Consider the following 13,353-nt stretch of genomic DNA (forward strand, 5'->3'; position numbering starts at 1 on the left):
CCAAAATAGCGAAGCGGGTAATAAAAATGGTTCAGGTTGATGTATTGGTTATAGGTGCGGGTGCCGCTGGTTTAATGTGTGCCGCACAAGCAGGTTATCGTGGACGCTCTGTAACCGTGATTGATATGGGTAAAAAACCGGGCCGTAAAATCCTGATTAGTGGCGGCGGCCGTTGTAATTTTACCAACGAAAATGCCTCGCCAGAAAATTATCTTTGTACAAATCCCCACTTTGTTAAATCGTGTTTAAGCCGTTATACCCAACATGACTTTATTGAACTCGTTGATCGCCATGGTCTTGCCTACCACCACAAAACACTCGGTCAGCTATTTTGCGATAACTCAGCGCAAGATATTGTCGATATTTTATTAACCGAATGCGAATGGGCAGGGGTGACAATCCAACTTCGCCAAGAAGTACTGAGCGTGGAAAAAACCGAAAGTGGTTTTACCGTAATAACCAGTGAAACAAGCTATAGCTGTGAGTCGCTGGTGGTGGCTTCTGGTGGTTTAACCATGCCAAAACTAGGCGCTACACCAATCGGTTATAAAATTGCAGAGCAGTTTGACTTAGATGTATTGCCAACAATGGCTGCTTTAGTGCCATTTACGCTGCATCAACACGATAAGGCGCGTTTTGAAGCTTTATCGGGCATTAGTGTACCGAGTATTGTAACTGCTGAAGATGGCACACAGTTTAAAGAAAATATGTTGTTTACCCACCGCGGCTTATCGGGGCCAGCAATACTGCAAATTTCATCATTTTGGCGTGCGGGTCAGACAGTATCAATTAACCTGTTACCAGAGCTAGAGCTTGCGGGGGAAATTCATACACAACGTCAATCTAATGGTCAAAAATCGCTTAAAAATGTGCTTGGAAGTGTATTGCCAAAGCGTTTTATTGAAATTTTAGTAACTGGTGGTGATATTCCAGATAAAGCGATTAATCAGTTATCTCACACTGAAATTGAACAATTATCTAATTTTATTCATAACTGGAAAATAAAACCTAATGGAACAGAGGGTTATAGAACCGCTGAAGTGACTTTAGGTGGTGTAAATAGCGCTGAATTAAGCTCTAAAACATTTGAAGCGAATAAAGTTAAAGGGCTTTACTTTATTGGTGAAGTGACCGAAGTCACCGGCTGGCTCGGGGGCTATAATTTCCAGTATGCATGGAGTTCAGGTTGGGCGTGCGGCCAAGCCTGTTAAATAAATTAAGTTCAGTTTCAACCCTCCATTCTATATCGAGCAAACTTGATGTAAGCCACGTTTGCTCATTAAAAACATGCCTTTCACAATTTAAATAGTTTATTTTTCACGCTTTTTTGTTAGCTTAAAGACTCGCCTTTATTTTTGATAGGGAGTTCAGGCAGATGAAAGCGTGGCTTAGTATTTTCGTGTTTATTTTATTAGCTGGGTGCAGTGATGAGCAGAGTGTTGCTCTTGGCACGTTAGAGCGAGATCGCATAACCCATTCGGCAACAGTCAATGAGGTATTAATTGCGTTGCCAGTAGCGCGTGGCAGTATGGTTAAACAAGGGGATGTGCTAGCGCAATTAGATAATACTAAGCAATTAGCCCGTGTTGCCAAAGTGAAAGCCGATTTAGAGTCTGCGAATGCACATTTTATTAAACTTAAAAACGGTGCCCGCGAAGAAGAGGTGGCAAGAGCGCAAGCCACGCTTGCTGCTAATAAGGCTAACTTAGTAGAGGCGCAGCAGAACTACCACCGTGCCGTAGAAATTGTGGCAAAAGACCTCGCACCTAAAATCAGCCTAGACAGTGCAAAAGCCAATTTAGACGCAGCAACCGCCAATGTTGAAGCGGCAAAGCAGCAACTAACCGAACTTACTAACGGCACGCGAGTGGAAGATTTACAAGTCGCCGCAGCAAATGTTAAAGCCCAGCAAGCGTTACTTAGTGCAGAAGAAAAATTACTAAGTGAACTTAATATCACCGCAACCCGTGATGGCCTTTTGGATAACTTACCTTGGAATTTAGGAGAGCGTGTTACCTTAGGTAGCCCTGTTGCGATTGTGCTTGCGGGCGAAGCGCCTTTCGCGCGCATTTATTTGCCACAACAAGCGCGGGCAAAATTAAAAGTGGGCGACAGCCTAACAGTGACTATTGCCGAGCAATCAGAGCAAATGAATGGCACTGTACGTTGGCTTTCCCATGAAGCCGCTTTTACTCCGTACTATGGTTTAAATCAGTATGACCGTACCCGTTTAATGTATCTTGCTGAAGTCCAATTACCAGCAAAATACCAAGATTTACCCTCTGGTTTGCCAGTTGAGGCAAGGCTACCATGAGTGACGCGGTTATAAATGCTAATGGATTAACCAAGCAGTTTGGTGAAGTAATCGCTGTTAATCAGCTTGATTTAACCATAAATAAAGGTGAAGTTTACGGCTTTTTAGGGCCAAATGGTTGCGGCAAAACCACGGCCATTCGTATGCTAACCGGGCTTTTAATGCCCACAAGTGGCGATGTTTCGGTACTTGGTTTATCACTACCAAAACAAGCTAACTTACTACGTTATAAAATTGGATATATGACGCAAAAATTCTCACTTTATGATGATTTAACCGTAGCGGAAAATCTTGCGTTTTTAGCGGATGCTTACAGTTTAAAAGGAAAATATAAACGTAGTCGTATTGATGAGTTGTTAGCAATTTATGACTTAGCAGCAAGAGCAAATCAACTTGCCGGTAGCATGAGTGGCGGGCAAAAGCAGCGCTTAGCCCTAGCTGGCGCCACAATTCATAAACCTGAGTTACTTTTTTTAGATGAACCAACCTCAGCAGTAGACCCTGAAAACCGCCGTGATTTTTGGGAGAAGCTATTTGATTTAAGTGAGTTGGGCACGAGCATTTTGGTTTCAACCCATTACATGGACGAAGCCGAACGCTGCCATAAATTGGCAATTTTAGAAAAAGGCATTAAACGCGCCGATGATTCGCCCGAACAGTTAATGGCTAATCTAAATTGCCAAGTTGTTGAAGTAGAGGTGAACAATTCGCGCAGTACTAAACGCAGCTTAGAATCACTTACGCACATTCATTCTGCGACTCAGCTTGGCGCAAGACTTAGGGTACTTGTTGATAATTCAGTTAATGATGCTGAAACATGGCTTTTACAATTTGACGATGTAGTAGCCGCTAAAGCGGTGCGCCCGAACCTTGAAGATGTGTTTGTTAGCGTAACGGGGGAGCGCAATCGGGAGCAAACGATATGAATCTATCTCGTATTTTTTCGATTGTTAAAAAAGAGCTGCTTCAGCTAAAGCGCGACAAAACCACCTTTGCTATGGTGGTGATGATCCCCTTAGTGCAGTTGTTATTATTTGGTTTTGCGATTAATACGCAAATTCGTGATATTCCCGTTGCGGTGGTAGATCTAAGTAATTCGGCGCTTGGCCGCGTACTCACACAAACGGTTGAAGCCAGTCAAACGGTTAAAGTGGTTGCTAAATATCCCAGTGTTATTTTGGCGGAAAAGGCTATGGCGCAAGCGAAAGTAAGAGCCGTTTTGGTTATTCCGCGCGACGTTGCTGAGCGTCTTTCTCGCCATCAAGCACTTGGCAGCGCAACGCCAAATTCAAGTAATTACCAGCTGGTTAGGCCGATTGGACAATGGCTGGTGGATGGTTCAGACACTATGATCACAGGCGCAATTAAAGGGCTTGCCAATATGCCGCTCGGTGAACTTATGAAGCAGCCTGTTAATCGTCAAGTCACCACCTTTGCGGTAACGCCATATTATAATCCTGCCCAGCGCAGTGTAGTGAATATTGTGCCAGGGTTAGTTGGCGTAATTTTGACTATGACCATGGTGATGTTTACCTCAGCGGCAATTGTGCGCGAGCGAGAGCGGGGCAATTTAGAAATGCTGATTAACACGCCAATCAGCTCATTTGAGTTAATGCTTGCGAAGATTATTCCGTTTATTTTTATTGGCGCACTGCAAGTAACCATTATTTTATCGCTGGGTTATTTAGTATTTGATGTAAAAGTTGTGGGGTCGCTATTACAGCTTGCGCTGATGACCTTGTTGTTTATCTCAGCTAGCTTGGTATTAGGATTAATCATTTCAACCATTGCAAAATCCCAACTGCAAGCCATGCAATTAACGGTGTTTGTGTTGTTACCGTCTATTTTACTCTCAGGCTTTATGTTCCCGTATGAAGGCATGCCGGAAGTCGCGCAGTATATTGCCGAAGGCTTACCTGCAACCCATTACATTAGAGCCATGCGGGCGATTGTACTGCGCGATGTGGAAGTGAGTGATATGACCTATGATGCCCTTTGGTTAATGGGTTTTACGTTAGTTGGTTTGATCATTGCGTCATTGCGGTTTAAAAAGCGGTTAGACTAAAAACGGTTTTTTACTTTAATCACCCATTGTACTGTATCTATTTCGTCATCTTTATCGAGCGGGAAGGCAAGGTCGATATGAATGACGGTTTTTGCAGTTGCACGGCTTGGCGCAAGGCGTAAGCCAATGCCTGCGTCTTTTAAAAATTGGCCATTTTCGCCGTTGTTTTTATCGGGGAACCAAGCGCGGCCTACATCAAAAAACACAGCCCCACCCACTTTAAACAGTTGCAGTAAGTGATACTCCCAGTAATAACGCTTTTCAAGATTGAGCAACACAGAGCGGTCGCCCATTTGGTAATGAAGTGGGTAACCTCTAAGGCCTGTATCACCGCCTAGAGTCAGTTGTTGATCGGCTGTTAAGTTGCCACCATAGCGCAGTGAAAGATTAGCAAACCATGCGCGATAGCTGCTGCTATTGTAGAGAAAATTAGTATCTAAGTAAGCGTGTAAGTTTTCGCTTTTTTGTTGCTCTGTGTTCCAATAACCATGTACCCCCGTGTACAAGCGCCACAGCATACTATCATTTAAATGAAACGCTTTTGCGGCGCTGGCTTCAAGCACAACACGGCTATCGTCATCAGCAAGGCTTTCGTCTGAATAGCCAAGTCGGGCAAATACATTCCAACCTAAGTTTAAATCTTCGGTGCGGCCAATTGAGTCGAAGTTACTCAAGGTAATGTATCTATCTTCAATTAGCTGATAGCCAAGCCAAGGGTAATTAAGTGAGCGATCTTTGGCTAACGGTAAAGTGGTTTCAGCGATTTGTTCAAACTTAAAATCTTCTTGTTGCCAGCCTACAAGCCAACGGTTAGTCCAGCTGCCCAGCTTACTGCCTTGGCCATAGAATACTTGGTTAATTTGATTCTCTTGTTTGAATTCCGATACCACATCACCGCGATAATAAAGTGGCAACTCTTTTGTATCATCTAAGGTAACAGCACCATAACTTTGCTGTGATGCGAGTGAATAAAAGGGGAGTTTAAAGTCTAAATAGACGCGTTCACCATCGTCATTATCACTAAATTCAAAACGGCTACGATAACGGCTGCCCCATATATTTGGGTCATCATAGATAAAAGTATAACCAGTGCGGTCGGCATCGCTGCGCCAGGAAAGCGAAACGCGTTTACCTAAACCAAGCAAGTTTGTATCGCGAAAACCAAGTTGCGTTTTATCCTCGCCGCCGCTGCGGCTATAGCTTATTTCTGGAGTGAGTGTCCACAACTCTTTGGTGGTGATAGTAACCACAATATTGTCGTCACAATCACGTTCAGCTTCAATTTTAGCATCGTATAAATAGCGTGCATCACGCAAAATACGCTCTGATTCGCGTAGCAGTTGTTGGTCGTATTTATCACCTTGTTGAAACAGCAATTGCTGCAAAATAACGTGTTCTTTGGTGACGATATTAAGTGTATTTAAACCACGAAATAAAAAGTTATCTTCTTTAGGGTTGTTAGTATCAAAAATATTATGTCGAACGAGTCGAATATCACTAATAATCGCATTGGGGGCATCGGGAAGTTTGGAGTTATCAATGCTTTCAATATCAAAGTTACTTTTACGATCTTTTGGCTGATCAGCAAGCCATTGGCATTGGCTTAACGAAAAAATGTCCGTCTTGGAAGTGGCGTCTGCTTGCGCTGCGCAATAGCCATAAAATGGCACGAAAACAAGGCAAAAAAGTGCGCTAAAACGGCTAAATTTTAATACTGACATAACGCTCCTTTTTACTTGGATTTATTTTAATTCTATACCATTAATTTTAGTCTTGCAGAAATTAAAGCAAATAAAAAGCAGCCAATGGCTGCTTATAACTAATTAAAATATAATAATTTATTACTTAACTACTTGGCCTGAACGCATCACGAAAGTGACGTCCATTAACTGCTGTATATCCTGTAATGGCGAGGCTTTAGTGGCGATAATGTCGGCAAATTTACCGCTTTCGATAGTGCCTAGCTGATTTTCCAAACCAAGTAACTTTGCGCTGTTTATGGTGGCCGATTTGAGCACTTGTTTTGCTGGCATTCCGGCCTCAACCATCAGTACAGCTTCACGCGCGTTGGTACCGTGTTTTGATACCCCACTGTCGGTGCCGTAAGCAATGTTCACACCGGCTTTATAGGCATTAAAGAAATTACCTTTCATATCGTTGCCAACACGGATCGCTTTGGCTTTTATCGCATCACTCATAAAGTTTGAGTTATTAGCCATTTCAACAACGGTTTCACCAGCAAGCAAAGTAGGCACCAAATACGCGCCGGTTTTCTTGAACAGTTTATAGGCTTTTGTGCCTGCGTAAGAGCCGTGCTCGACACTGGCAACACCGGATTCAAGAGCGGCAATAATGCCATCTTCTTGGTGAGCGTGCGCAGCTACTTTTCTGCCCATGGTGCTTGCAGCCTTAACCACTTGATTAAGTTCATCGTCTTCCATTTGTTGGCCTGTACCGGTTGCACGGTCTGTTAACACGCCGCCTGTAGCGGCAACTTTAATCCAATCGGCACCATATTTTATGGCGTGACGCGTCGCTCGGCGACAATCATAAGGGCCATCGCAGGTAGTTTTTTTAGCAAATTTGTCCAGCATTTCATGGTGCACGCCACTGCTATCAAGGTGACCACCAGTTATCGCAACGCCACCTGCAGCAATAATGCGCGGCCCTTCAAGCCAGCCTTTGTTTATGGCATCACGCAGGGCATACATATATTGTGGATCGGACCCAAGATCGCGCACTGTAGTAAAACCGGCTTCTAAGGTTTTTTTGGCGTAATGGGCACTGCGCATACCGATTAGTTCGGGTGATACTTTGGCAATTTCTGCGTCGTTGTCTGGCCCTAATTCAAACTGCAAATGCACGTGCATATCCATTAAGCCTGGCATTACAAAGCTGTCAGATAAGTCGATCAGTGTTTGCTCATTACTGGCTTGTTGAAAACCGGCCTGAATACTGACGATTTTGTCGTCTTCAATAATAATAGTTTGCTTTGAAAGTGGCGTTTTATCGGCGTGAACCATTAGTTCGCCTGCGTGAATGAGGGTTTGTGCTGCAAAGCAGTTTGGAACAGCGAATAGGGCGAGCGTGAGTAACGATTTTTTAAACATGGCTATTGTTCTTATTGTTTTGTTTTACCTCACGCTAGCATGGTGAAAAGTAATGTCAAAACTAAAGCGATGAATAGAGCTCGGGTAATAATTCAAGATCTTGCTGACTGTCGCTATTAATCCAAATGCTTTGACTATAGTGTTCAAAGTTTAAATTAAACGAGGTGTTTTTAAATTTGAAGCGCATTAAGTGACGGTCGGCACCTTGTTCAAACTCTAACGATGAAATTGCATCATTGTGAAGATAAATACTTGCCCACAGCTCAAATTCTTCATCATCTGGCAGTTCAACAGGGGTAATTAAAATATGGTCTGAGAAAAGGACTTTGCTAGTCATTATATGCTCCAATAATTAGCTGGTTAAATGCATACGAATGGCATTCATAAAGTAGGCGCCATATTTATTGAGTTTGGTAAATCCAACACCTGATACTTTCAGGAATTCGGCATCGCTGGTTGGCATCTTTTGCGCCATTTCAGCAAGCGTAGCATCACTGAATACCACATAAGGTGGTACATCTTCCGCGTCAGCCAGCTCTTTACGTAAGCCGCGAAGTTTGGCGAATAGCTTTTTATCGTAGTTAAAGCGTGCAAGTTTGTCTTTGTAAACGTGTTTCACTTCAAGTCGCGGTTCGGCTAGTTGCAGGGCAAAATCACCTTTTAATACTGGGCGAGCTGCTTCGGTTAAGCGTAAGCTAGATGATTGCGTGATATCTTGGTGCAATAATCCGTGGTGAATAAGCTGACGCAAAATACTCAGCCAATATTCAACCGATTTGTCTTTGCCAAGGCCAAACGTTGAAAGTTGGTCGTGTTGGTTTTCGCGAATACGAATGGTATTGGCGCCGCGTAATACTTCAATCACATAACCCATACCAAACTTTTGCTCGACGCGATAAACACAACTTAATGCTTTTTGAGCCAGTTCAGTTCCATCAAATTGTTTTGGCGGATTTAAACAAATATCACAGTTTCCGCAAGGCTTACCTTGATACTCAGAAAAATAATTAAGCAGTATTTGGCGGCGACAGGTTTGTGCTTCAGCAAAGCTGGCCATGGCATTAAAGCGCTGCTCTTCTACCTTACGACGTTGCTCATCGGGAATATCATCAAAAAAGCGTTTTACGCGTGGTACATCGGCAGGGTCAAAATACATAATGGCTTCGGCTGAGAGGCCATCACGGCCTGCGCGACCGGTTTCTTGATAGTACGACTCGATGTTTTTAGGAATATCGTAATGAATAACAAAACGCACATTCGGTTTATTAATTCCCATGCCAAAGGCAACAGTCGCCACGACTATATGAATATCGTCCCGCGCAAAGGCGTTTTGCACAAATGAGCGCTGTTCATTTTCAAGCCCAGCATGATAAGACGCAGCGTTATAGCCTGCATCAACGAGCTTTTCAGCTATGTCGTCAACGCGCTTTCGGCTTGAGCAATAAATAATACCGCTTTGCCCTTTTTGCTCTTTTAAAAAGCGCATCAACTGACTAAGCGGTTTGAATTTTTCTTCAATGGTGTAACGGATATTGGGGCGGTCAAAACTGCCCGTATAAATATGGGCATTAGTAAGACCCAGTTGCATCACGATATCGTTACGCGTGGCAATATCTGCCGTTGCAGTGAGTGCCATAATAGGAATATGGCTAAAGCGTTGTTTAAGTTGCCCTAAGCGATAGTAGTGAGGTCTAAAATCATGGCCCCAGTGAGAAACGCAGTGCGCTTCATCTATGGCAAATAAACCAATATTTAAATGCTGTAAGCGGGTACTAAAATCGTCAGTAAGCAGTCGCTCAGGTGCTACATATAAAATTTTAATTTGGCCTTGGTGCAGGCCTTGATAAATTAATTGCTGCTCTTCGCGCGATTGGCTGTTGTTAATGTATGCCGCTGCAACACCTTGTGCTTTTAGCTGTGCGACTTGATCTTGCATGAGGGAAATAAGCGGCGAGACCACAATGGTAATACCGGGTAACAGTAATGCAGGTACTTGATAACATAATGATTTACCACCACCGGTTGGCATCAAAACCAAACAATCTTGACCTGCAAGCACTGCGTCAATGACTTGCTCTTGCCCAGCACGAAATTGCTTATAGCCAAATACTGAACTTAATACGCTGTGAGGCGTTTGTTGCTGCATTACTGGTTGGGTCGCTTGTTGATTTTCCATTACATTAAGGTGTATTCGATTGGCATTATGTTATCTGCATTGACTTACAAAGCATGCGATTTAGCGAGCGCTAATTCTAAAGTCTTTTTATCGCGCTGTCTTTACTTAAATTGAGCAGATCCCTAAACTGGCGCTCCCTGAGTTGTTGAGTGATTGATATGCAAAGTCAAAAGCAAGGCGTTATTTTTGCCATCGCTGCATTTTTAATGTGGGGGCTCGCCCCAATTTATTTTAAGGCAATAGATCATGTTGCCGCGATGGAAATATTACTACATCGTGTGGTGTGGTCAGTTTTATTCTTATTAGTGATTCTTACGGTAGTTAAAAAATGGCGTTTGATTAAAAGTGCGTTGTTTAATGTTAAAACAGCAGGCTGGTTATTGCTGAGCGCTGCGTTACTTGGTTTTAACTGGGGGTTGTTTATTTGGTCGGTAAATAACAACCATATGTTGGATGCCAGCTTAGGTTACTACATCAATCCGTTGTTAAATGTGTTGCTGGGTGTGCTGTTTTTATCAGAACATTTACGCAAAATACAACTAGTTGCGGTCGTACTGGCGGTAACGGGCGTGGTAATTCAACTTATAAGCTTTGGTTCGTTTCCGGTTATTGCGTTTAGCTTAGCAAGCTCGTTTGCGCTTTATGGGTTAATTCGAAAGAAACTACCGGTCGATACCTTGCCTGGTTTGTTGATTGAATCGTTATTTATGTTGCCGGTAGCGCTAATTTATTGGTGGGGGTTGGACACACCAACCAGTGATTTAACCAGTAATAGCGTATCGCTTAATTTATTGTTAATTAGTGCAGGTATTGTGACTACGCTGCCGCTACTGTGTTTCACAGCGGCTGCGCGTCGTATTCAGTACTCAACTCTTGGTTTTTTCCAGTACATTGGGCCAAGTTTAATGTTTATTTTAGCAGTGCTGTTTTATGGTGAAACCTTTAGTGCTGACCGCATGGTAACGTTTGGTTTTATTTGGTCTGCACTTGCGTTATTTAGTTTTGATTCTTACCGTAACGCAAAGCGCGTAGCGGTTAACCCACAATAACGCGGTTTCTGCCTTGCTCTTTTGCTTGATACAGGCACAAATCAGCAAGCTTTAACACTTCGTCTGTACTCTGTGTATCTTTTACGGTAACCCCAATCGAAATGGTTACACAGAGTGTTTTACTGGCACAATCAATTTGCAGCTGGCTTACGGTTTCTCTAAATTGCTCAAGTAGTGCTTGATTGTCTTTGTGATTTTCATCTTTAAACAATACGGCAAACTCTTCACCACCTAGGCGAGCAACTAAGTGATCTTTGCCAAACATGGTATCAAATAAGCGTGATACTTCTTTTAGCACGATATCGCCAGCATCGTGGCCATAGTTATCGTTTACTGCTTTAAAATGGTCGATGTCGAGCATTGCTACTTGGTGTGCAAATTTTTGTCTTTTCAGTATGCTATTTGCTTGCTCAAAGAAGTATCGACGATTTGGCAGGCCTGTTAAATAATCCGAATTAGCCTGACGACGAATAGTGGCAATGTTTTCTTGCATATCTAAGTTTTGGCTTACGCGGCAATAAAACTCTTCTGGGTAAAACGGTTTTCGCAGGTAATCGTCAGCGCCATTTTTAAGAAAATTAGCCGATACGCGATTATCGTCGGTACCTGAAATACCAATAATTACTTTATCTTCAGAATTGAATTTTTCGCGAATTTTACGAGTTAAGGTAACACCGTCTATATTTGGCATTTCGTTGTCAGTAATAATGACTTTGATGTCATCGAACTGCTCAAGCTTTTCAAGTGCCGACATACCGTCTTCGGCTTCGGCTATTAAATATTTGTGTCTCAGCAAATAGCTTTTAATTAGTTTGCGCGTGTTTCTTGAGTCATCAACAATAAGTACACGCACGTTTTCATTGCGCGGCAAGCGTTTAAGCTGTGTTTCTAAGTAGGTATATGCTTGGCGACTTTCTTTAGTGATGTAATCAACAACTGGGTACTGCATTACAGTATCACGGGTTTTGTCGTCTAATTTCCCTGTCATTACAATCGTTGGGATTGATGCGCCAATCGTTAATGGAATGGCTTCACCATTTGATGCGTCGGGTAGAACATAATCAACTACAGCGCAAAAATATTCATTTACTTCAATTAAATTAATTGCAGCGGCAAGGCTATCGGCAATATCGACTTGATAGCCAATTCTAAGTGCAACATGACGTTGTATTTTAGAAATTGAGGGATTGTCTTCAATTAACAATAGTTTAGGCAGCACTGTACTTCATTATAGTTGTTTAAATTATAATTTTTAGTTTAGTGGTATAAACAAACTCTGTGAAGATATTTTGCTAATTTATTGTTCCTATACATAAACATGACAGCTAAATGTCACTTTTCTTAATGTGATTATTCTCGTTCAGGTGTTGTATTTGCTGGTGGGTGACAATTTGAATACAGAAAAATGAAAAAAAAGTTTCAAGTGTAATATTTCTGTCACGTATTGATGACACACTGCGCCTCGTTCAAATTGATTACAAATATATTTCACTCATTTAGAGGTTTTCACATGAAAAATGTTAAGGCTCCCCTTGCTTTATCTTTACTAGCTGCACTTTCAGCACCTGCAATGGCTGATGTAAACGTTTACGGTAAAGCGAATGTTACAGTACAAAATAGCGATGAAGGCGAAGGCTCTTTTACTGAAATTAAAAGCAACGCGTCTCGTTTTGGTGTAAAAGGCAGTGAGACACTTAGTGAAGAGTCAGGCTTAAAAGTTGTTTATAAGCTTGAGTGGCAAGTTGATATGTCAGATGCTTCAAACAGCAGTGATGACCATCTTAAGTCACGTAACCAGTACGTTGGTTTACAAGGCGGTTTTGGTGAAGTATTAATCGGTCGTAACGACACAGCATTAAAGCAATCACAAGGTAAACTAGACCTATTCAACGACCTTGAAGGCGATATCAAAAACGTATTCAAAGGTGAAAACCGTATGGGTGATTCAATTACTTATAAAACACCTAAGTTTAACGGTTTCCAAGTTATTGGTTCTGTAATTGCTGAAGATTCAGCTGACGCTGACAATGGTTACTCAGCAGCAGTAACCTATGGTGATAAAGGCCTTAAAAAATCTGCGATTTACGCATCTGTTGCGGTAGATAGCGAAGTAAAAGGTTATGACGTTGTTCGTGGTTCAATTCACGGTAAAGTAGCGGGCGTTAAACTAGGTGCAATGTACCAAACACAAGAAAAAATCGATGGCTCTGAGTCAGCAGATGGTTTCTTAGTTAATGCTGCATACAAAATTAACGACTACACATTAAAAGCACAATACCAAGTACTTGAGTTTGATGCGGATGCAGATGACAAAGTAGCAACGTCTGTTGGTGTTGATTACAAGCTTAACAAAAACGCTAAGCTATTCGCTTTCTACACTAAGCAAGAGAAAGACGAAACTACAGATAACGATTACCTAGCGATTGGTATGGAATACAAGTTCTAATCGAGCTTATATTGCTAACACTAGGGTCTGTTGACCTTTCAAGTTCGTTTTTGCAGCAGTTTGATAGGGTTTTATACAAGGCAGAGGCTGCGTGGCATAGTTATTCTATGTGAGCCAGCCGATAACACAGTAGAAAAGCCAATCAAGCGCTGCCGAACGGTTCTTTTGAGCGCACTTTTCTCATTGTTGCTCG

General features: G+C 42.3%; 11 protein-coding genes. 6 read left to right on the top strand and 5 right to left on the bottom strand.

Annotated elements, in window-relative coordinates; genetic code table 11:
- Positions 1-26 precede the first annotated feature (26 nt).
- The 4 genes from ACHSBP_RS09365 (at position 27) to ACHSBP_RS09380 (ending at position 4,379) form a co-directional block, all read left to right on the top strand.
- A complete protein-coding gene (locus ACHSBP_RS09365; RefSeq protein WP_395388687.1) occupies positions 27-1,211 on the top strand; it encodes an NAD(P)/FAD-dependent oxidoreductase in 1,185 nt (394 codons plus the stop codon).
- Between the two features lie 164 nt (positions 1,212-1,375).
- Complete coding sequence (locus tag ACHSBP_RS09370; protein WP_395388688.1) at positions 1,376-2,314, top strand: HlyD family secretion protein; 939 nt, start codon at positions 1,376-1,378, stop codon at positions 2,312-2,314.
- Complete coding sequence (locus ACHSBP_RS09375; protein ID WP_010562092.1) at positions 2,311-3,240, top strand: ABC transporter ATP-binding protein; 930 nt, start codon at positions 2,311-2,313, stop codon at positions 3,238-3,240. Before ACHSBP_RS09370 ends, ACHSBP_RS09375 begins: the two co-directional genes overlap by 4 nt.
- A complete protein-coding gene (locus ACHSBP_RS09380) occupies positions 3,237-4,379 on the top strand; it encodes an ABC transporter permease (protein ID WP_010562091.1) in 1,143 nt (380 codons plus the stop codon). Before ACHSBP_RS09375 ends, ACHSBP_RS09380 begins: the two co-directional genes overlap by 4 nt.
- Here ACHSBP_RS09380 and ACHSBP_RS09385 read toward each other — a convergent pair.
- The 4 genes from ACHSBP_RS09385 to recQ all read right to left on the bottom strand — a co-directional run bounded on the left by ACHSBP_RS09385 (position 4,376) and on the right by recQ (position 9,665).
- Entirely contained in the window at positions 4,376-6,100 is a 1,725-nt protein-coding gene (locus tag ACHSBP_RS09385; RefSeq protein WP_010562090.1) for a BamA/TamA family outer membrane protein, read from the bottom strand. The genes ACHSBP_RS09380 and ACHSBP_RS09385 overlap by 4 nt on opposite strands.
- Before the next feature lie 120 nt (positions 6,101-6,220).
- Positions 6,221-7,489, bottom strand: a complete 1,269-nt coding sequence (locus tag ACHSBP_RS09390) for an amidohydrolase family protein (protein ID WP_395388689.1) — start codon at positions 7,487-7,489, stop codon at positions 6,221-6,223.
- 61 nt (positions 7,490-7,550) lie between these two features.
- Positions 7,551-7,826 carry a DUF3630 family protein gene (locus ACHSBP_RS09395; RefSeq protein WP_010562088.1) on the bottom strand — a complete coding sequence of 92 codons (276 nt, stop codon included), beginning with the start codon at positions 7,824-7,826 and terminating at the stop codon, positions 7,551-7,553.
- Positions 7,827-7,841: 15 nt separating this feature from the next.
- Complete coding sequence (gene recQ, locus ACHSBP_RS09400; RefSeq protein WP_010562087.1) at positions 7,842-9,665, bottom strand: DNA helicase RecQ; 1,824 nt, start codon at positions 9,663-9,665, stop codon at positions 7,842-7,844.
- A 158-nt stretch (positions 9,666-9,823) separates the two neighbouring features.
- Between recQ and rarD the strand changes: the two genes are divergently transcribed.
- Positions 9,824-10,714: an EamA family transporter RarD gene (gene rarD / locus ACHSBP_RS09405; protein WP_010562086.1), complete on the top strand. Its 891-nt coding sequence runs from the start codon at positions 9,824-9,826 to the stop codon at positions 10,712-10,714.
- Here rarD and ACHSBP_RS09410 read toward each other — a convergent pair.
- Positions 10,701-11,933 (bottom strand): response regulator, encoded by a 1,233-nt coding sequence (locus tag ACHSBP_RS09410; protein WP_010562085.1) that lies wholly within the window; start codon positions 11,931-11,933, stop codon positions 10,701-10,703. The two genes, rarD and ACHSBP_RS09410, sit on opposite strands and share 14 nt — an antisense overlap.
- Before the next feature lie 291 nt (positions 11,934-12,224).
- Between ACHSBP_RS09410 and ACHSBP_RS09415 the strand changes: the two genes are divergently transcribed.
- Entirely contained in the window at positions 12,225-13,160 is a 936-nt protein-coding gene (locus ACHSBP_RS09415) for a porin (RefSeq protein WP_010562084.1), read from the top strand.
- Positions 13,161-13,353 lie beyond the last annotated feature (193 nt).

The sequence above is a fragment of the Pseudoalteromonas sp. XMcav1-K genome (assembly GCF_044005875.1).
GTDB lineage: Bacteria > Pseudomonadota > Gammaproteobacteria > Enterobacterales > Alteromonadaceae > Pseudoalteromonas > Pseudoalteromonas spongiae.

Coding starts and splice junctions, on each gene's coding strand:
- ACHSBP_RS09370 (WP_395388688.1), top strand. CDS start 1,376: ATGAAAGCGTGGCTTAGTATTTTCGTGTTTATTTTATTAGCTGGGTGC.
- ACHSBP_RS09380 (WP_010562091.1), top strand. CDS start 3,237: ATGAATCTATCTCGTATTTTTTCGATTGTTAAAAAAGAGCTGCTTCAG.
- ACHSBP_RS09395 (WP_010562088.1), bottom strand. CDS start 7,826: ATGACTAGCAAAGTCCTTTTCTCAGACCATATTTTAATTACCCCTGTT.
- ACHSBP_RS09385 (WP_010562090.1), bottom strand. CDS start 6,100: ATGTCAGTATTAAAATTTAGCCGTTTTAGCGCACTTTTTTGCCTTGTT.
- ACHSBP_RS09390 (WP_395388689.1), bottom strand. CDS start 7,489: ATGTTTAAAAAATCGTTACTCACGCTCGCCCTATTCGCTGTTCCAAAC.
- ACHSBP_RS09365 (WP_395388687.1), top strand. CDS start 27: ATGGTTCAGGTTGATGTATTGGTTATAGGTGCGGGTGCCGCTGGTTTA.
- ACHSBP_RS09415 (WP_010562084.1), top strand. CDS start 12,225: ATGAAAAATGTTAAGGCTCCCCTTGCTTTATCTTTACTAGCTGCACTT.
- rarD (WP_010562086.1), top strand. CDS start 9,824: ATGCAAAGTCAAAAGCAAGGCGTTATTTTTGCCATCGCTGCATTTTTA.
- ACHSBP_RS09375 (WP_010562092.1), top strand. CDS start 2,311: ATGAGTGACGCGGTTATAAATGCTAATGGATTAACCAAGCAGTTTGGT.
- recQ (WP_010562087.1), bottom strand. CDS start 9,665: ATGGAAAATCAACAAGCGACCCAACCAGTAATGCAGCAACAAACGCCT.